Annotated in this window: 19 protein-coding genes; 9 read left to right on the top strand and 10 right to left on the bottom strand. The window is 66.2% G+C overall.

Going from position 1 to position 17,025, the window contains the following annotated elements; translation table 11 throughout:
- Window positions 1-18: 18 nt before the first annotated feature.
- Together AC3A3W_RS19800 and AC3A3W_RS19795 are read right to left on the bottom strand one after the other, a co-directional pair.
- Window positions 19-240, bottom strand: coding sequence for a hypothetical protein (locus tag AC3A3W_RS19800; protein ID WP_487444833.1), 222 nt, complete (start codon window positions 238-240; stop codon window positions 19-21).
- A gap of 174 nt (window positions 241-414) precedes the next feature.
- On the bottom strand, window positions 415-546 hold the full coding sequence (locus tag AC3A3W_RS19795) for a hypothetical protein (protein ID WP_487444832.1): 132 nt from the start codon (window positions 544-546) through the stop codon (window positions 415-417).
- 135 nt (window positions 547-681) lie between these two features.
- Here AC3A3W_RS19795 and AC3A3W_RS19790 point away from each other — a divergent pair, with 135 nt between their 5' ends.
- Window positions 682-1,293 carry an NADPH-dependent FMN reductase gene (locus AC3A3W_RS19790; protein WP_487444831.1) on the top strand — a complete coding sequence of 204 codons (612 nt, stop codon included), beginning with the start codon at window positions 682-684 and terminating at the stop codon, window positions 1,291-1,293.
- Here AC3A3W_RS19790 and AC3A3W_RS19785 read toward each other — a convergent pair.
- Genes AC3A3W_RS19785 through AC3A3W_RS19775 form a run of 3 tightly spaced genes read right to left on the bottom strand, consistent with a single transcriptional unit; the run spans window position 1,290 to window position 5,494 of the window.
- Window positions 1,290-2,822 (bottom strand): carboxyl transferase domain-containing protein, encoded by a 1,533-nt coding sequence (locus AC3A3W_RS19785; RefSeq protein ID WP_487444973.1) that lies wholly within the window; start codon window positions 2,820-2,822, stop codon window positions 1,290-1,292. The two genes, AC3A3W_RS19790 and AC3A3W_RS19785, sit on opposite strands and share 4 nt — an antisense overlap.
- Before the next feature lie 2 nt (window positions 2,823-2,824).
- Complete coding sequence (locus AC3A3W_RS19780; protein ID WP_487444830.1) at window positions 2,825-4,057, bottom strand: CaiB/BaiF CoA transferase family protein; 1,233 nt, start codon at window positions 4,055-4,057, stop codon at window positions 2,825-2,827.
- Window positions 4,058-4,105: 48 nt separating this feature from the next.
- Window positions 4,106-5,494 (bottom strand): SLC13 family permease, encoded by a 1,389-nt coding sequence (locus tag AC3A3W_RS19775; RefSeq protein WP_487444829.1) that lies wholly within the window; start codon window positions 5,492-5,494, stop codon window positions 4,106-4,108.
- 132 nt (window positions 5,495-5,626) lie between these two features.
- Here AC3A3W_RS19775 and AC3A3W_RS19770 point away from each other — a divergent pair, with 132 nt between their 5' ends.
- The 5 genes from AC3A3W_RS19770 (at window position 5,627) to AC3A3W_RS19750 (ending at window position 11,313) form a co-directional block, all read left to right on the top strand.
- Entirely contained in the window at window positions 5,627-6,328 is a 702-nt protein-coding gene (locus tag AC3A3W_RS19770) for a FadR/GntR family transcriptional regulator (RefSeq protein WP_487444828.1), read from the top strand.
- A 4-nt stretch (window positions 6,329-6,332) separates the two neighbouring features.
- Entirely contained in the window at window positions 6,333-7,064 is a 732-nt protein-coding gene (locus AC3A3W_RS19765) for a glutamine amidotransferase (protein WP_487444827.1), read from the top strand.
- A 212-nt stretch (window positions 7,065-7,276) separates the two neighbouring features.
- On the top strand, window positions 7,277-7,675 hold the full coding sequence (locus tag AC3A3W_RS19760) for a cupin domain-containing protein (protein ID WP_487444826.1): 399 nt from the start codon (window positions 7,277-7,279) through the stop codon (window positions 7,673-7,675).
- Window positions 7,676-7,914: 239 nt separating this feature from the next.
- On the top strand, window positions 7,915-8,931 hold the full coding sequence (locus tag AC3A3W_RS19755) for a magnesium and cobalt transport protein CorA (protein ID WP_487444825.1): 1,017 nt from the start codon (window positions 7,915-7,917) through the stop codon (window positions 8,929-8,931).
- A gap of 402 nt (window positions 8,932-9,333) precedes the next feature.
- Complete coding sequence (locus tag AC3A3W_RS19750) at window positions 9,334-11,313, top strand: Ig-like domain-containing protein (RefSeq protein WP_487444824.1); 1,980 nt, start codon at window positions 9,334-9,336, stop codon at window positions 11,311-11,313.
- A gap of 80 nt (window positions 11,314-11,393) precedes the next feature.
- Here AC3A3W_RS19750 and AC3A3W_RS19745 read toward each other — a convergent pair whose 3' ends face one another.
- Both AC3A3W_RS19745 and AC3A3W_RS19740 read right to left on the bottom strand, forming a co-directional pair.
- Window positions 11,394-11,918 carry a hypothetical protein gene (locus tag AC3A3W_RS19745; protein WP_487444823.1) on the bottom strand — a complete coding sequence of 175 codons (525 nt, stop codon included), beginning with the start codon at window positions 11,916-11,918 and terminating at the stop codon, window positions 11,394-11,396.
- Window positions 11,919-12,212: 294 nt separating this feature from the next.
- A complete protein-coding gene (locus AC3A3W_RS19740) occupies window positions 12,213-13,049 on the bottom strand; it encodes an alpha/beta fold hydrolase (protein WP_487444822.1) in 837 nt (278 codons plus the stop codon).
- A 127-nt stretch (window positions 13,050-13,176) separates the two neighbouring features.
- On the opposite strand from AC3A3W_RS19740, the gene AC3A3W_RS19735 reads away from it, so the two are divergent.
- Together AC3A3W_RS19735 and AC3A3W_RS19730 are read left to right on the top strand one after the other, a co-directional pair.
- Window positions 13,177-14,226, top strand: a complete 1,050-nt coding sequence (locus AC3A3W_RS19735) for an LLM class flavin-dependent oxidoreductase (protein WP_487444821.1) — start codon at window positions 13,177-13,179, stop codon at window positions 14,224-14,226.
- A gap of 154 nt (window positions 14,227-14,380) precedes the next feature.
- Window positions 14,381-14,626, top strand: coding sequence for a hypothetical protein (locus AC3A3W_RS19730; protein WP_487444820.1), 246 nt, complete (start codon window positions 14,381-14,383; stop codon window positions 14,624-14,626).
- Window positions 14,627-14,661: 35 nt separating this feature from the next.
- Here the strand turns inward: AC3A3W_RS19730 and AC3A3W_RS19725 are convergent, their stop codons facing one another.
- The 3 genes from AC3A3W_RS19725 to AC3A3W_RS19715 form a co-directional block, all read right to left on the bottom strand.
- The gene (locus AC3A3W_RS19725; RefSeq protein ID WP_487444819.1) at window positions 14,662-15,327 is read right to left on the bottom strand and encodes a nucleoside/nucleotide kinase family protein; all 666 of its coding nucleotides are present in this window, start codon (window positions 15,325-15,327) and stop codon (window positions 14,662-14,664) included.
- 46 nt (window positions 15,328-15,373) lie between these two features.
- Window positions 15,374-15,883, bottom strand: coding sequence for a sensor histidine kinase (locus AC3A3W_RS19720; RefSeq protein ID WP_487444818.1), 510 nt, complete (start codon window positions 15,881-15,883; stop codon window positions 15,374-15,376).
- Window positions 15,884-16,017: 134 nt separating this feature from the next.
- A complete protein-coding gene (locus AC3A3W_RS19715) occupies window positions 16,018-16,248 on the bottom strand; it encodes a hypothetical protein (RefSeq protein ID WP_487444817.1) in 231 nt (76 codons plus the stop codon).
- Between the two features lie 140 nt (window positions 16,249-16,388).
- On the opposite strand from AC3A3W_RS19715, the gene AC3A3W_RS19710 reads away from it, so the two are divergent.
- On the top strand, window positions 16,389-17,003 hold the full coding sequence (locus tag AC3A3W_RS19710) for a TetR/AcrR family transcriptional regulator (protein WP_487444816.1): 615 nt from the start codon (window positions 16,389-16,391) through the stop codon (window positions 17,001-17,003).
- The last annotated feature ends 22 nt before the right edge of the window (window positions 17,004-17,025 follow it).

The following is a 17,025-nucleotide window of genomic DNA, read 5'->3' as shown; positions in this document are numbered from 1 at the left end:
GTCAGGATGTGAAGGGCGTCAGGGTGTATGGCCGCTGGCGTCTTCCGGGCCCACGAAATGGCAGGAACCCTGATGTCGTTCGGGCAGGATGCAGGTGCGGCCGGTGGCGAGATGGACGTTGCCGCAACGGCCGGATCGCGCCACGTCCTCGCGGACGTGGACGCTTCGCAGATCAAGCCGTTCGTCGGCGCGCACCGATTCGCGGGCGGTTTCAGACGTGTTGTTCTCGTGACTGTTCATGCCTCGTGACTCCTCGTCGAGTGGCTGCCCCCAGTAGCAAGGCCAGTCAGTTGGACCCTGAGACTCAATTCTCGTCCCCGCGGATTAACGGTGGGTTACGGCCATGTTAGAACCACAGCGGCCGGCTGTCAGCCCGTCAATTGCTTCAGGATGGTCCTGCCGCGTTCTGGAGGGTTAGTCCAGTGAATCAGCGCCTTCGGCCGGGTCCTGCGAGTGCATGCGGAGATCAGTGGGATCGGCGGTTTCATCCCCTTCGGCAGGGGCCTCGCTGTGGATCCGCTGCATTTCTTCCAGGTTCTCACTCATGACTGGCGCTCCTTCTGCTGCCGTTCCGTGCCCGCGAACATCCCCAATAGTCATCTAGCTCCTGCCGGCCTCGGACTGTCAAGGACCCGCACAACGCTCTGGCCGGGCCAACCGTTGTGTGCTGAACTGTGTGGCATGGCAACTCACAAGATCGGATACTTCGTTGGAAGCCTGGCCAGCGGATCAATCAACCGCACGCTGTCCAAGGCACTCATCAAGCTCGCGCCGGAGGACCTTGAGTTCACGGAGATCCCCATCAGGGATCTGCCGCTGTACAGCTACGACTACGACGCCGACTTCCCGCCGGCGGGGCGGGCCCTGAAAGAGGCCATCGAGGCCTCCGACGGGATCCTCTTCGTGTCACCCGAATACAACCGTTCCATCCCGGGAGCGCTGAAGAACGCCATTGACTGGGGGTCACGGCCCTGGGGCACCAACTCGTTCGCCCGTAAGCCCACCGGCATCATCGGGGCGTCGCCGGGCAGTATCGGCACCGCCGTGATGCAGTCCTCCATGCGGGCAGTGCTGTCCTTCCTGGATGCACCGCAGCTCAACGCCCCGGAGGCCTACGTCAAATTCAAGCCGGACGTTTTCGGGGCCGACGGCGAGATCACGGACGAGTCCACCGCCGCTTTCCTCCGCCATTACATGGAGGAGTACTGCGCGTTCGTCCAACGGGTCCTGGCCGCCAACGCACCGGGCCACATCGGTGACCCGGTGCCAGACGCCCAGAAATTGTCCCGCTAAGCCGGGCTGGCAGCTGCGGCGCGGAAGCCGCCAAGAGCCCGGTATTTCTCCAGCCGGCGGGGCAGCAGGTCGCTGGTCCTGGCGGACGTGAGGGTCGCCAGCTCGTACTCGATGGCGTGCCCCAGGCGCTGGCAGAAGGCCTTGCCCTCGAGCGCGGCGTCCGGGCGTTCGTCCACGATGTGCTCCACCATGCCGTGGGCGTACAGCGATGCCACATTGACGCCCTGCGCCTCGGACATGGCTGGGGCAAAGTCGGTGCTGCGGTGCACGATCGCGCTGGCGCCTTCTGGCGGCAGCGGGGAGAGCCAGGCGTGCTGCGCCGCGACGGTCCGGTCGGCCGGCAGCAGGGCCAGTGCACCGCCGCCCGCTCCCTGGCCGAGCAGCACAGACACGGTGGGCGAGTTGAGTCCGATCAGGTCGTGCAGGGAACGGGCGATTTCGCCGGCCAGACCGCCTTCTTCGGCTTCCTTGGAGAGGGCTGCGCCGCCGGTGTCGATGACGGTCAGCAGCGGCAGGCCGAGCTCTTCGGCGAGGCGCATGCCGCGCCGGGCTTCGCGCAGCGACGCCGGTCCCATGGCTGTCTGCTGCGAGGGCCGCGGCCGCGTGTGGCCGATCACGACGCAGGACTTCTGGCCAAAGCGGGCCAGGGCCAGCAGCAGGCCGGGGTCCTTTTCCCCCTGGCCCGTGCCGTTGAGCGGAAGCACGTCCCGGGCGCCGTAGGCCAGGAGCTGGCGAAGGTCCGGGCGGCGCGGGTTGCGGGAGATTTCGATCGATTCCCAGGCGCCGGCGTCGGACGGTTTCACGGACAGCGTCCGCGGCGCGCGGACGCGCGGGTGCGGGCCGGTGACCAGAATGCCCAGGGCGCGGTCGACGACGTCGGACAGCTGCCAGGGCGGGACCACCGCGTCGATGAGCCCTTGGTCGAAGAGGTTCTCTGCCACCTGGACATTCTCCGGAAAGTGGGTGCCGTAGAGCGCCTCGTAGACCCGCGGCCCGAGGAACCCTAGGAGCGCACCGGGTTCAGCCACGGTGATGTGGCCGAGGGAGCCCCACGAAGCCATGACGCCGCCGGTGGTGGGGTGCCGGAGGTAGACGAGGTAGGGCAGGCCGGCCTGCCGGTGCGCCCGCACAGCGGCGCTGATCTTCACCATGGACAGGAAAGCGACGGTGCCCTCCTGCATCCGCGTGCCGCCCGACGCCGGCCCGGCCAGGAGGGGAAGCCCCTCCCTGGTCGCGCGTTCGACGGCGTGCACAATCCGTTCCGCCGCGGCGAGCCCGATGGACCCGGCCAGGAAACGGAACTCGCTGACGATGACGGCCACCCGGCGGCCGCGGATGAGGCCTTCGCCGGTCAGGACGGATTCGTCCACGCCGGTCTTCTCCCGGGCCGCGGCCAGCTCCTGCCGGTACTCGGGACTCGGATCCGGGTCAACCACCGGGGTGTCCCAGCTGCGGTAGGAGCCGGGATCGAGCACGGCGGCAATGAGTTCGGTGGCGTCCAGGTGCCTGACTTTCAGGTCCGCAGGCATGGTCATCGGCCCTCTCCGGCGGAGGCGGACGCGTCGGCCGGCACCAGCCCGAGCCACTGCCGGATCTGCGCTCCGTCCTGGTCCAGCAGCGGCGGCGCGGTGTGCGTCTTGAGCGTCGTTTCGGCGGTGTCCGCGGTGCTGAAGAACCGCAGGGGCGGGCCGGGAAGGCTCACGTTGCCGAGGATTTGATGGTCGACGTCAATCACCAGGCCCTGCGAATGAACCTGCTCCCATGCGTAGACTTCGTCCAGGGTCCGGACTTTGCCGGCCGGAATGCCGGCGTCGTTCAGCCTGGCGAGCAGAGGTTCGGCGTCGTAACCGGCGAACGCTCGCTCCACTTCTTCGATGACCTGCTCCCTGTTGCGCACCCGGTCCGCGTTCGTGGCGAACTCGGGCCGCCCCGCATCAATTCCGAATGCCGACGCGAACGTGGTCCACAGCTTCTCGCTGCCCACGCTGATCTGGACCCGGCCCTCCCGGCAGTGGAACAGCCCGTAGGGCGCAATGGACGGGTGGTGGTTGCCCTGCGCCTGGGGTGTTTCGCCGGCAACGGTGGCCCGGGTGCCCTGGAAGGCGTGCACGCCGATCAGGGCCGCGAGGAGGGAAGTTCGCACGATCTGTCCCCGCCCCGTCCGTTCCCGTTGCAGCAGTGCGGCGAGCGTGCCGAAGGCCCCGTACATGCCGGAAAGCAGGTCGGCAATGGGCACTCCCACGCGCTGGGGGTCGTCGGGCCCGGATCCGGTCAGGGACATCAGCCCGGCTTCGCCCTGGAGGATCTGGTCGTAACCGCTGCGCCGTGATTCGGGCCCGTCGTGGCCGAAGCCGGTGATGGACAGGACCATGAGCTCCGGGTTCAGTGCGTGCATCTCTGCGGCCGAGAACCCGAGCCGGTCCAGTACGCCGGGACGGAAGTTTTCGATCACGACGTCGGCGCGCTCCAGCAGTTCGCGGAGCACCGTCCGCCCGTCGTCGCTCTTCAGGTCAAGGGCGATGGATTCCTTGTTGCGGTTGCAGGAGAGGAAGTACGTGGCCTGGGGGTCGTCCTCAGGGCCGACGAACGGAGGCCCCCAGCCGCGCGTGTCGTCGCCGGTGCCGGGGTTCTCGACCTTGATGACCCGGGCGCCGAGGTCCGCCAGCATCATCCCGGCGTGCGGGCCGGCGAGGGCGCGGCTCAGGTCCACGACGAGGTAGCCGGTAAGGGGGCCTTCAGCCCGGGGTGTGGATTCGAAGCTCATGGGGGATGTTCCTTTTCTTGCGCGGGGAGGCTGCTGGTGATGTCTCGGCTACATCCAGCCCGGGACCACCATGACCAGCCAGGCGATGGCGGGGCCGGCGGCGACGACGATGCCGCTGTAGGCCAGGATCTGCTTGTAGAACTTGTCCTTGTCCACGTCCTCGGGGGCGTTTGCCAGCACCAGGGCGCCGTTGGTGCTGAACGGGGAGACGTCCACGATCGTGGAGGCGACGGCCAGCGCCGCGACGACGCCGACGGGGCCGATTTCGCCGCTGGCGAGGAACGGAACGGCCAGGGGAATGAGGGCCGCCAGGATGGCGGTGGACGAGGCGAAGGCAGAGACCACTGCGCCGATGTAGCAGATCAGCAGGGCCGCCAGCAGGGGCATGCCGAGGTGCGCCACGCCGTCGGAGACGAACTTGATGGTGCCGGCTTCCTCGAGGACGCCCACGAAAGTGAGCATGCCGCAGATGAGCAGGACCGTGGACCAGCTGATCTTGTTGATGGCACCCTTCTGGGCGGCCGGCGAGACGAGGGCCAGGACGATGGCAATGGTGATGGAGACGAAGCCGACGTCAACCTTGAATCCCAGCGAGATGACGGCGAGCGCGATGAGGCCCGCAATGGTCACCAGCTGCGGAACGCCGGCGCGTGCACGGCTGCCGTCCGACGGGCCGCCCGCCGGGGAGGAACCGGACGATTCCTTGCCTGCCGAGCCGGAGGGAGTGCTGCCAGGGCCGCAGTCCCGCGGGGTGGCGCCGGCGGCCCGGGCGCCGACGCTGACCGCCATGCGGGACTCTGCAGCCTGCTCCACGAGCCGGCCGGTCCTGGTGCTGAGCAGTTTGCTGCCGCCCAGGACGATGAACAGCACCACGGCGATGGCGAGGTTGAAGATGAAGCTCGCGAGGAAGATGGCCATCGGGCTGGCCTCCAGCTCCGTCTTGGCGATGATGCCGTTGACCGTGACGCCATAGACGGCGATCGGGGAGAAGCCGCCGGCCTGGGCGCCGTGGATGACCATCATGCCCATCATCAGCGGGTTGATTTTGTGCTTCGCGGCGAAGCTCAGCGCGATCGGCGCAATGATTGCGACGGCTGCCGGTGACAATGCCCCGACAGCGGTGATGACGGCCGTGATGGCGAACATGACCCAGGGGATGAGGGCCACTTTGCTGCCCACGAGCCGCACGGCGCCGCGGACCAGCAGGTCGATGGTGCCGTTGTTCTGGGCGATGGCGAAGAGATACGTGACGCCGACGATCGTCAGGAACAGGCCGCCGGGAAAGCTGGCAAGAATGTCGCTGGTGGACATGCCGAGGACCACGGAGCCCAGCAGGAATGCACCCACGAAGGCCAGGGCGCCCATGTTGAGGGGCAGCACCGTGGCCAGCAGGAACATCACCGCCAGGATGATGATGGACAGGACGGGAGCGGACATCGTTGTTCCTCCGGATTGAGAGTTTTGTGTGATGTGGATTACTGGCTCACTGGCCTAGCCTCCTAGACACTAGGTGACTTTGTCAATACTCCTCCGCTAAGCTGGACCGAGGACGTCGCCGGAAGGATGCGCATGCCCAGGAAGTCAGCAACGCAACAGATATCCCGCGTCTCGCGGCCCCGGCTCTATGAGCAGCTCGTGGAGCAGCTCATGGAGTTCATAGAGTCCGCGCAGCTCGGGCCCGGAGACACCCTTCCTGCGGAGCGGGACCTGGCCGAGCGGCTGGGCGTCTCGCGGGCAACACTGGCGCAGGCGCTGGTTGCCCTCGAAGTCCTCGGCGTGATCGATGTCCAGCACGGCACCGGCGCGGTGCTGGTGTACCGGCCCAACGTTCCGTCGGTGCTCAAGGGCCTGCGCGAACACCGCAGCCGTCTGCCGGAAATCGTCGAAGCCCGCAGCACACTTGAGGTCAAGCTTGCAGAGCTGGCCGCCGCCCGGCGCACCGAGGCGGACATGAAGGCGATCGACAAGGCGCTGGACGCCATGGCGGAAGAGGTGGCCTCGGGAGCCAAGGGAGCGCACGGTGACGAACAGTTCCACCAGGCCGTCACCACAGCGGCCCACTCTGCCGTGCTGGCCCAGCTCATGACCTTCATTGCCGGGATGATCCTGGAGACGCGCCTCGAATCCCTGGGCCAGCCCGGCCGGCCGGAACAGTCGCTGGCCTCGCACCGGAAGATCGCCGAGGCCATCCGGGCTCAGGATCCCAGCGGCGCCGCAGCGGCCATGCTGGAACACATCACCCTCGTCTCCGACGTCGCACTGCTGAAGTAGGACCATGAAACCTTTTCTGCTGCTCGCATCCCGCGCTGAAGACACCGCGGCGGAGGACGAGTACGAGGCATACCTGCGCTACGGGGGGCTGGACGAGAGCCAGCTGCGGCGGATCCGGATGGAGCAGGCGCCGCTGCCGGACCTGTCGCTGGAAGACTACTCCGGAGTCATCGTGGGCGGCAGCCCGTTCACCTCGAGCGATCCTCCCGAAAAGAAGTCTGAAACCCAGCACCGGGTGGAGCGCGAACTGTCTGCACTGCTGGACCGGATCGTGGAAGCGGACTACCCGTTTCTGGGCGCCTGCTATGGCGTCGGCACGCTTGGCCGTCACCAGGGTGCTGTCATCGACAGGACCTACGGGGAGCAGCTGGGCGGCGTGACCATCAGCCTGAGTCCCGAGGGCCTGCAGGATCCGCTGCTGGCGGGCATGCCCGCGGAGTTTACGGCCTTCACGGGCCATAAGGAAGCATGCACCGTGCCGCCCCCGCACGCCGTGCTGCTGGCGAGCTCGGCGGCTTGCCCGGTGCACATGTTCCGGATCAAGCAGAACCTCTATGCCACCCAGTTCCACCCCGAACTGGACGCCGAAGGGCTTGTCACCCGGATCGACATCTACCGCCACGCCGGATACTTCCCGCCGGAGTCCGCCGAGGAACTGATGGCGGCGGCCAGGACCTTCACCGCGACGGAGCCCATGAAGATCCTGCGGAACTTCGTCAAGATCTACGGCCGGTAGCCTCGGCTTCCTGCCCATTGACTTCGGCCGGGTGAGGACTACGGTTGTACTACTTCAACATGGATCTGTTGATGCGCGTGCGCTGAGGGGGGAGCCGCAGAGTGTGGATTGTTGCACAGCCAGGCCACGGCCGGCGATCCACACTCCCTCAGCTCGTCTCCGTTCCGGAGCCTCCACAATTCAGGTCTCAACCTAGTCCCAGGCAGCGTCCCATGACCGCTAATTTCGTTACTGCTTTCTCCGTAAAATCCTTCGACGTGCCGGATAAGAAGAGGTATCCGGACAAGGCGGAGGTGGATCTCGTCAGCGTGAACGACTACTCCGTCGCCCGTCTGATCCTCGCCCCCGGCTGGCAATGGTCCGTGTGCTCCAAGCCCACGGAAAAGACAGAATTCTGCCAGCACAACCACCTCGGCTTCTGCATCTCCGGAACGCTGGAGATCGCCACGCCGGACGGCCTCAAATCCACCATCCGTGCCAACGACACCTACGCGATTCCGCCGGGCCATGACGAATGGGTGCTCGGTTCCGAGCCTTTCGTCGCCGTGGAATTCCTCGGGGCGGCATCGTTCGGCCGGCCGTCGAGCCGCGGACAGCACGCACGCATGTGAACAGCCGCGCCTAACCGCTCCTCCGGAGAGCGGGGCGGCCACCCCCAAGGTTTTCCCACCGTGCAGCGCCTAGAGTCGGTTTTGTAGCAGCCGGCTGTATCTGGTGGGGAAGCCGGGCACGGACTGCTCGGCCCGCTGGGGGCCGTGCAGTCCGTGTTGCGTTGCCTCCGCCGTCAGTGCGCGTCCTCGAGGCCGTGTTCTCGAGGCAAGGCGGCCGGTCCAACGAAGGAGTCGCGGCCGTGACCATTGTCGACAACGCGGTGTATGTGGCAGGCCGCCGGACAGCGGATCCGGAGGGCCTTGAGGAGACGTACTTCCTGCTGCGCCAGCGCCAGGGGATGGCCTGGATCGGACTTTACCGGCCGGATGCGCCTGAGCTGCGCTCGGTGGCCGATGAGTTTGACCTCAGCCCGCTCGCAGTCGAGGACGCCCTGAGCGGACACCAGCGTGCGAAGCTGGAGCACTACGGCGACACCCTGTTCATGGTCCTGCGCCCCGCCAGGTACCTGGACGATGTGGAAAAGGTGGAATTCGGCGAAATCCATATCTTCATCGGGCCAGACTTCGTGGTCACCGTCCGGCACGCCGAATCACCGGATCTCGCCAAGGTGCGCCGGCGCATGGAATCCGAGCCCGAGTTCCTCGCACTGGGTCCGGATGCTGTGCTGTACGCCATCCTTGACCAGGTGGTGGACGAATATGAACCCGTCGCCACGGGGCTGGAGAACGACATCGATGAAATCGAGGATGACCTCTTCGGCGCCGATCCGGACGTGTCCCGGCGGATCTATGAGCTCTCCCGCCAGGTGATCACCGTCCAGCGCGCCACCGGGCCGCTGGCAGGAATCCTTCGGGCACTCATGGCAGGAACGCCGGACCATCACCCGGGTCCCGAGCTGCAGGACCACCTCAGGGACGTCCTTGACCATGTCCTGCGGCTGAATGACCGCATCTCGTCCTTCCGCGCCCTCCTCCAGAACGCGCTCGCTGTCAACGCTGCCCTGGTCGCGCAGCGGCAGAACGACGAAATGCGCCGCCTCACCGAGTCCAGCTTCGCGCAGAGCGAGCAGGTCAAACGGATCTCAGCCTGGGCGGCCATCCTCTTCGCTCCGACCCTCATCGGCACCATCTACGGCATGAACTTCCGGACCATGCCTGAGCTCGACTGGGTGTTCGGATACCCCATGGCCGTCAGCCTCATGGTCGGCATGGGACTGGCCCTCTACGCCACCTTCAAACGCAACAACTGGATCTAGCCGGCAGGAGCACGCGGTGGGGCGGGCTGCCTTCAGGCTGCGGCGGGCAAAAGCGCAGGATTGTGCCGGATTTTCCCCGGTTTATGCCCAAGATTCTGAGGATCGCCCAAGCTTTAAGACACCTCTGGCCACCAGCCCGGAACGCGAAAATACACTGGAACAACCAACCTTTGGTTCTCTCCCACCGGACCCACTCCTCCAAGGAAGCCCAAAATTCGCCCTCCGCTTTCTGCCCGCCCTGCCCTGGCCGCTCTGCTCCTCACGGCTCTCGCCGTAACGGCCACGGGGACCCCCGCCGGAACCGCGGCCACTCCGGAGGCCGGCTCCACTTCGAACCCCAACGCCGCGGCACCCCAGTCCGGCACGGTCCGCTACCTGGTGCGCTTTGCGTCCGGGACAGATGTGGCACAGGAGGCCCGGAGCCTGCGCTCGCGGAGCATCGCCGTCAGCCGCACATTCTCGAAAGCGCTGCGCGGCGCCGCGGTGACGGCGACGCCCGCCCAGGCCGCGGAGCTGAAGCGCTCCGCGCACGTGGCGGCGGTCGAAATCGACGCCCCCGTGAAGACCGCCGAAACCCAACAGGCGGCACCGTGGGGCCTGGACCGCATCGACCAGCGCGCCCTGCCCCTTTCCGGGTCCTACACCTCTGCCGCTGCCGGCGCCGGCGTGAACGCATACGTGGTCGACTCCGGTGTCCTCGCGTCGCACACGGAATTAGCGGGCCGGGTCGCCGCGGGATGGACGGCCGTGGCTGACGGCCGCGGAACAGGGGACTGCAACGGCCACGGAACGCACGTGGCTGGGACTGTCGCGGGCAAAACCTACGGCGTTGCCAAGGCGGCCACGGTGATTCCCGTGCGTGTCCTGGACTGCGCAGGCTCCGGCTTCAATTCCGATGTCATCGCCGGCCTCGAGTGGGTGGCCTCCCACCACCACGCCGGAACACCTGCCGTGGCCAACCTCAGTCTCGGCGGCACCGCCAGCGCCATGGTGGACGCGGCAGTGCAGGGCCTGATCAACGACGGAGTCACGGTGGCCGCTGCGGCAGGCAACTCCGCCGTCGATTCCTGCAGCAGTTCCCCTGCCCGGGTGCCGGATGCGCTCACGGTGGCCGCCAGTGACGCCTCGGACCGGCAGGCGGCCTTTTCCAACTTCGGCGCCTGCGTTGACCTGTACGCGCCGGGTGTGGCAATCACCTCCGCCGGTATCGCCTCGACCACAGCGACGGCTTCCATGAGCGGAACGTCCATGGCCACTCCGCACGTGGCCGGCGCGGCGGCTGCCGTTCTGTCGCGCTCTCCTGAACTGAGTCCCGCAGCGGTGGCATCCCGTCTGCTCTCCGGCGCAACGCCCGCAGTTATCGCGGCTGCCGGTGCAGGCACACCGAACCGACTGCTGTTCTCGGACCCGTCGGCGGGCACACTCTCCGCCCCGACGGTGTCCGCCCGTACGCCGGCCGCCAACGCCACCGCAATTGGTGTGGCGAGTCCGGTGACTGCCACCTTCAGCAGGGCGGTTCAGGGTGTCAGCGTTGCCACCTTTTTCCTGAAAAACCAGGCCGGGACGGTGGTCACCGCGACAGTTACCTACGACGCGACACTCCGGATGGCCACGCTGCGTCCGTCAACGGTCCTGGCAGCGTCGCAGAAGTACACCGCAACGCTGACGGGCGGCGCCTCCGCCATCCGCGACACGGCGGGCACGCCCCTGGTCTCCGAGAGCTGGGCCTTCACCACCGCGGCGGCCCCTACGGTCACGGCACGGACTCCGGGGGCCGGCAGCACCGGCGTTGCTGTCGGAAGCAACATCACCGCCACCTTCAGCACGGCCGTCCAGGGAGTCACCGGCAGCACTTTCCTGGTGAAAAGCGCCAGCGGGCAGGTTATTCCCGCGGCCGTCACGTACAGCGCAACCACGCGGACGGCAACGCTTGATCCGGCAGTCACCCTACTGAGTGACACGAAATATACCGCCACCCTCATCGGCGGCACGGCAGCCATCCGGGACGCGGCAGGCACTCCGTTGACGGGTACCAGCTGGACATTCACCACCGGCCCGGCGCCGGTCATCACGAGCGTGACCCCGCGGCCCGGGGCAGCGCTGGTGCGGCGGGCCAACAACATCGCGGTGACCTTCAGCGAGCCCGTCCAGGGTGCGGGCACGGGCTCGATCTTCATGAAGAACACCGCTACGGGCACGACGGTGGCCGCGACGGTGTCCCGTTACGGAACCACCAACCAGTGGATCCTGAACCCGTCGGCCACGCTGGCCGCCAAGACCAGCTACAGAGTGACCGTCACCGGGGGGCCGGCAGCCATCCGCGACCTCGCCGGCAACAGCCTGGCGACGTACAGCTGGACCTTCACAACGGGGTCCTTCTAACGCCACCACCCCAAGAACGCAGAACTACGGCGGCACCGCGGTGCCGCCGTAGTTCCTGCTTAGCTTGATATGACTGTCGGTTAGTAGCCCCTCTTGAAGTCGATCGTCAGCGTCCGGCTCTTGTCAACGTCGGACCCCTTGGACCACTTGCCCTTGCCGTCCTTGTCCTTGTCAAAGGTGATCTTCACAACATGAAGTACCTTGACGTAATCGTCCTTGCGGTCCTTGTCGACACGGGCCTTGGTGCTCTCGTGTACAACGTCGTTCTTATGGACCCGGACGTCACCGTCCCGGTACTTGATGCGGTCGTAGCCGTGCTTCGTTTCCTTCACGATCCACTGCTGCCAATGCACCTTGACATTCTTGTCGCACTTGATCTTGAAGGAGAAGTCCACCCTGGCGAACTTGTGGTACCCCTCTTTGTGGATCTTGATGAGGTCCGGTTTCTTGGCTTCCACCCAACAGTTAACCCGTTCTGAATAGGACGGGGCGGCGCTGGCGGGGCCCGCGAAGGCGACGGGACCGGCAACCAGTCCCAAGGAAACCGTTGAGACCAGTGCGAGCTTGGCTGCGAGGGGGCGCCGGGTTGGTGAGGTGATGGTCATTGTTTTGCTCCTGCATAGCGATGCGCGTGTTATCTGGGGTCGGGCAGCACTAGCCGATCACGTGGCGCGTGGAGACCTATCAACCACTTCTGCCGCATTATGATCGTCCGCCTGCTGTAGCAAGCGGGCTCGGAGCCGGATTCATTTTCAAGGCAACTCCTTGAATCCGGTAATTCAGAATTTTACCCCCTAAGTGAAGGTGAGCGATTGTTTTTGCAAAAATTGTAACCATTAGGGGTTGCCTGAGGTGCGGACCGACGGCGGGGTCCCGCCGTCGTCCACCACGTCCGGGCGCTACGTGTTCAGGAAGCTGAGCAGCGCCTCATTGACCTCAGCGGCGTGCGTCCAGAGGAGGCCGTGCGGAGCGCCCTCGATTTCCACATACTCCGCGTCCGGGAGGGCCTTGGTGAACTCCCGGCCGGTGGCATCGATCGGCAGGATGTTGTCCGCGGTGCCGTGGAGGATCAGCGAGGGAACGTCGATCTTGGGGATGTCGGCGCGGAAGTCGGTGAGCCAGGTGGGCTGGGCTGCCACTGAGGCAAAGGCGCCCGCGTTGGCGGCAAGATTCCAGCTTGCCCTGACAGACTCTTCACTGAGGCGCGGCGTTCCCAGGAAGGTGTCGCTGTTGTAGAAGTTCTTGAAGAACTCGGTGAAGAAGGCGTAGCGGTCCGCTGTGACCGCCTCGGTCAGGCCGTCGAATACTGACTGGGGGACACCGGTGGGGTTGTCGTCGGCCTGCAGGAGGTACGGTTCCAGCGACCCGAGGAAGGCGGCCTTGGATACGCGTGCCGAGCCGAACGTTGAGAGGTAGCGGGCAACCTCGCCCGTGCCCATGGAGAAGCCGACCAGCACGGTGTCATTCAGGTCGAGGCTGGTGAGGACGGTGTTGAGGTCGGCGGCGAACGTGTCGTAGTCGTAGCCGGTGGTGGGCTTGCTGGATTTCCCGAATCCGCGGCGGTCATAGGTGATGACACGGTACCCGGCATCAAGCAGGGCGGCGGTCTGCTTCTCCCAGGAGGATCCGTCCAGCGGGTAGCCGTGGATCAGGACGACAGCCTGGCCGGTTCCGTGGTCTTCGTAGTAGAGCTCGATGTCGGTGCTGTTTTCCTGTCCAACGGTGATGTAAGCCATATCAGCATTCCCTTCGGTCTCGTGAGAACGGACGTCCTCAAGCGGTGATACCAACCTATCCGGCCGGGATGCGCGTGCGGCTCGTTCGGGGAGGAATGGCAGTGCCCGCGGGAACGTTGGAGCAGGCATGAAACGTATCGGCTTCCTATCGTTTGGCCACTGGGGCCCCGTCCAGGGATCCCACACGCGAACAGCACGTGACGCCCTGTTGCAGGGGATCGACCTGGCGGTCGCCGCAGAGGAACTGGGCCTTGACGGCGCATTTTTCCGCGTGCACCACTTCGCCCGGCAGCAGGCGTCGCCGTTCCCGCTGCTCGCGGCCATCGCCGCCCGTACCAGCCGGATCGAAGTGGGCACCGCCGTGGTGGACATGAGATACGAAAATCCCTTGTACATGGCGGAGGAAACCGCGGCCACGGACCTCATCAGTGGCGGACGGCTGCAGCTTGGCATCAGCCGGGGCTCACCCGAGCCAGCGAGGAACGGTGCCGCCGCGTTCGGCTATGTCCCGCGCGAGGGCGAGACGGACGCGGACATGGCGCGCCGCCACGCAGCCGACTTCCGGAGGGCTGTGGCCGGTGCCGGGGTGGTGGAAGCGGACCCGCGGTATGCCGGCGGGGCAACCGGCTTGCTGCCGATCCAGCCTAGGTCCGAAGGGCTGGGCGAGCGGATCTGGTGGGGCGCGGGAACCCGCAAGACTGCTGTCTGGGCCGCCGAACTCGGGATGAACCTGATGAGCTCCACGCTGCTGACAGAGGACACGGGCGCGCCCTTTGACGAACTGCAGGCCGAGCAGATCGCGATGTTCCGTGAGGCGTGGGCGGCCGCCGGCCACGTCCGAGAACCCCGCGTTTCGGTCAGCCGGAGCGTGTTGCCCCTGGCCGATGAGGAGGACCGCCGCTATTTCGGACTCAGTGCACTGCGGGAGGGCCGGGATCAGGTGGGCGCGCTGGATGGAGTCCTGTCCCGCTTCGGAAAAAGCTATGCTGGCGAGCCTGACGCCGTTGCCGCGGATCTGGCAGCGGATGCCGCCGTGCAGTCCGCGGACACCCTCCTGCTGACTGTTCCGAACCAGCTGGGCGTGGCATACAACACGAAAATGCTGGAGACCATCGCCACGCAAGTGGCACCGGCCCTCGGGTGGCAGCCGAAGGGGGAAAGGGTGCGCCGGCGCTAGGGCTCCGGCATCTTCGCCTGCCGGATCCCGCGTGGTCACCCGCCCCGGCACATAGACTGGGCTTGCTGTGCCGCGGACCTGGAGTGAATCGCTCCGTTGCGGCGCAGCCCGCCGGAGGGTGGACGATCTGCAGTCCAGAGTGAAAGGCAGTTCCATGACCGACCCCAACAAGCCGACGCACGAATCCGCTGGCCTCCAGGGCCCTGGCGACCCCGACGCCGTCGAGGCCCCGCAGCCACATCCCGAAGCGGGCTCTGCGCACAATATCCGTGAGGAGCAGCTGACCCAGGGCGCCGGTACCGTGCCCGCGGGCTATGTGGGCAGCGGCGCGGCGGACTCCGGGCACAAGCCGGAAGAGGCGGCGGACGAATCCGGGCTGTGGGACGCCGAGGAAGAGTAGCCTGCTAGTTCGCTAGCCGCTTCGCCCGCCCGGCGTCAGCGCCAAAGGATCACCCGGTCGGCCCGGTCCCGGGTTGCTTCTATCAGCCGAGCGTTCGCTTCGTCGGACCCGTTCGCCCAGGCTTCGGCTGCAGGCCGGTCCATGCCGAAGACCATATGCCGCTCCACGAGGCGGGAGAGTCGCAGCGCCGGGGGAGTGTCGATGAACCACACCGCATCCAGCTGCGACCGCACCCGCTGCCACGCGGGGTTCTCGGCCAGCAGATAATTCCCTTCAGTGATGATGAGCGGCACTGAGGCCGGGACAGCTATGGATGCGGCCACCGGCTCGTCGATGGACCTGCGGAAATCCGGTGCGTAGACAACGTCCTCGTCCCGCCGCGCCAGCCGCTGCAACAGCGAGAAGTACCCGCCGACGTCGAAGGTGTCCGGAGCGCCCTTGCGCTGCCTCAGCGGCGTGCCGTCAATGACGGCGTTTCCCAGGTGGAAGCCGTCCATGGGAACCACCAGCGCCGCTCCGGGGCCGAAGAAATCTGCGAGCGAGGCGGAGAACGTGGACTTGCCGGCACCGGGGGCGCCGGCCACGCCCAGCAGGAGGCGCGAACCGTCGGCCAAGCGGAGGCGCAGGTCTGCGACGGCCTGCCGGATGTCCGGGGAGTCGAAGGCCCGGGACACAGCCGACTGGGCGTTTGGCATAGTCATGGAATGAATCCTAGGCCAGGCCGGACCTGGCGAGGCCGGGCCCGGGTCAGTCCAGTGGGATCGTGACGGTGACCTCGGTACCCGCTCCAGGTTCCGAAGAGATGGCGACCGTTCCGCCGGCATCCTGTATCGCAGCGGACATCGTCCGAAGCCCGCTGTCGCCGTCGTCGGCAGTGTTGGCCAGGAGGGACGCATTGTCGGGCCCCGTGCGGTCCGTTGAACGCTGGCCGAATCCGTTGCCGTTATCGGCAATGGTCAGACGGATGCCGTGGAAGACGGCCGTGAGCCGGACCGTCACATCAGTGGCATGGGCGTGCCTGAATGCATTGTTGAGGGCCTCCTGCGCTGACCGGTACAGCAATGTTGCGCAACTGGCCGAGATCTCCAGGCCGTGGCGCGGCGTCTCCCAGTGGACGCAGGTGCCCTGGCGGCGCAATGGTCCGGTCAGCCGGTCGATGCAGCCTGCGAGTCCCAGCCGGTGGAAATCCGCAGACGCAGGAACCTCAACCGCGCCCCATGCCTTGGCCACACCTCCGAGAGATGCTGAGCTGTTCATGGCGGCCCCGCCTCCTTGCATCCTGATGCGTGCGATCCGGGGAAACTTTTTGCCCCGGGCTGTTGCATTCAGGATGGCGCGGGAGGATCAGGCTTAGCGCGGGATATCCTCAGGATCGGATCAGGATTGCCGGCTCATGCCCAGGGCTGGAGCACCTGCTGGGGATAGGTCACCGCGTCCGCGGCGTCGAGTACTTCAAGAGCCGTCATGTGGGCTGCCGCAGCCACTTCGCGTATCGGTTTGCCGTGCGTCACCGCTGCTGCCACCGCTGTCTGCAGTGTCACTGCGGCAGGCTCGTGCTCTGCGTTGGCGGTTTCCAGCGTGGCAACCGCTTCCTCTACTGCCCGGATGTCGTCATCGTCCATCAGTGCACTCCTATCTCTGCTCCATTGCAGTAACCTCTGCTGCAGCGTCCCCGGATGGGTTCCGGGCGCTGCGTCATGTTGATAAAACAATAGGACAGACAGGTCTGTCTCGGCCAGTCCCACGGTAGAGTATTTTCTTGATGAACGCACCTGAATCAACAGAGGGCACGTTGCTGCCCCAGGGGGTACGTGCCGGTCAGAACGAACCCCTGCACCGGATACTGTCCACTGCCTACGAGCTCTTCTCCCGCCGCGGGATCCGCGACGTCGGGATCAACGAGCTGATCGAGCGATCCGGCGTGGCAAAATCCACCTTCTATCGGCATTTCCCCTCCAAAGATGCGCTCGTTCTTGCCTTCCTGGCCCTTCGCGACCAGGTGTGGACCGTGGACCTCATCGTTGCCGAAGCCAGGCGGAGGGGCAACACTCCGGAGGAACGCCTCCTGGCCATTTTCGACGTGTTTGGCGACTGGTTCCAGCGCGACGACTTCGAGGCCTGCACCTTCATCAACGTCCTGCTTGAAATGGGACCGGAACATCCCCTGGGGGAAGCCAGCATCGGCTACCTTGCCCGGATCCGCGGCCATCTCAAGGCGCTTGCCGAAGAAGCCGGCCTGCGCGACACGGAGGAGTTCGCCCGCTCCTGGCACATCCTGATGAAGGGCTCCATCATTTCCGCCACGGAGGGTGACTTCCTGGCGTCCAAACGCGCCCAGCAGATGGCCGGCTGGCTGATCGCCCACCACCGGAGCTGAGGCGCGAGCTGCGGCTCCGGGC

This window comes from Arthrobacter sp. Soil_N43 (assembly GCF_057655195.1).
This window is presented reverse-complemented; position numbering and strand designations above follow the sequence as displayed.

Bases quoted from the DNA above. Each gene is read 5' to 3' on its own strand.
- AC3A3W_RS19740 (WP_487444822.1), bottom strand. From the start codon at position 13,049: ATGGCTTACATCACCGTTGGACAGGAAAACAGCACCGACATCGAGCTC.
- AC3A3W_RS19765 (WP_487444827.1), top strand. From the start codon at position 6,333: ATGAAACCTTTTCTGCTGCTCGCATCCCGCGCTGAAGACACCGCGGCG.
- AC3A3W_RS19735 (WP_487444821.1), top strand. From the start codon at position 13,177: ATGAAACGTATCGGCTTCCTATCGTTTGGCCACTGGGGCCCCGTCCAG.
- AC3A3W_RS19790 (WP_487444831.1), top strand. From the start codon at position 682: ATGGCAACTCACAAGATCGGATACTTCGTTGGAAGCCTGGCCAGCGGA.
- AC3A3W_RS19720 (WP_487444818.1), bottom strand. From the start codon at position 15,883: ATGAACAGCTCAGCATCTCTCGGAGGTGTGGCCAAGGCATGGGGCGCG.
- AC3A3W_RS19710 (WP_487444816.1), top strand. From the start codon at position 16,389: ATGAACGCACCTGAATCAACAGAGGGCACGTTGCTGCCCCAGGGGGTA.
- AC3A3W_RS19780 (WP_487444830.1), bottom strand. From the start codon at position 4,057: ATGAGCTTCGAATCCACACCCCGGGCTGAAGGCCCCCTTACCGGCTAC.
- AC3A3W_RS19785 (WP_487444973.1), bottom strand. From the start codon at position 2,822: ATGCCTGCGGACCTGAAAGTCAGGCACCTGGACGCCACCGAACTCATT.
- AC3A3W_RS19745 (WP_487444823.1), bottom strand. From the start codon at position 11,918: ATGACCATCACCTCACCAACCCGGCGCCCCCTCGCAGCCAAGCTCGCA.
- AC3A3W_RS19800 (WP_487444833.1), bottom strand. From the start codon at position 240: ATGAACAGTCACGAGAACAACACGTCTGAAACCGCCCGCGAATCGGTG.
- AC3A3W_RS19795 (WP_487444832.1), bottom strand. From the start codon at position 546: ATGAGTGAGAACCTGGAAGAAATGCAGCGGATCCACAGCGAGGCCCCT.
- AC3A3W_RS19775 (WP_487444829.1), bottom strand. From the start codon at position 5,494: ATGTCCGCTCCCGTCCTGTCCATCATCATCCTGGCGGTGATGTTCCTG.
- AC3A3W_RS19715 (WP_487444817.1), bottom strand. From the start codon at position 16,248: ATGGACGATGACGACATCCGGGCAGTAGAGGAAGCGGTTGCCACGCTG.
- AC3A3W_RS19770 (WP_487444828.1), top strand. From the start codon at position 5,627: ATGCCCAGGAAGTCAGCAACGCAACAGATATCCCGCGTCTCGCGGCCC.
- AC3A3W_RS19730 (WP_487444820.1), top strand. From the start codon at position 14,381: ATGACCGACCCCAACAAGCCGACGCACGAATCCGCTGGCCTCCAGGGC.
- AC3A3W_RS19725 (WP_487444819.1), bottom strand. From the start codon at position 15,327: ATGACTATGCCAAACGCCCAGTCGGCTGTGTCCCGGGCCTTCGACTCC.
- AC3A3W_RS19760 (WP_487444826.1), top strand. From the start codon at position 7,277: ATGACCGCTAATTTCGTTACTGCTTTCTCCGTAAAATCCTTCGACGTG.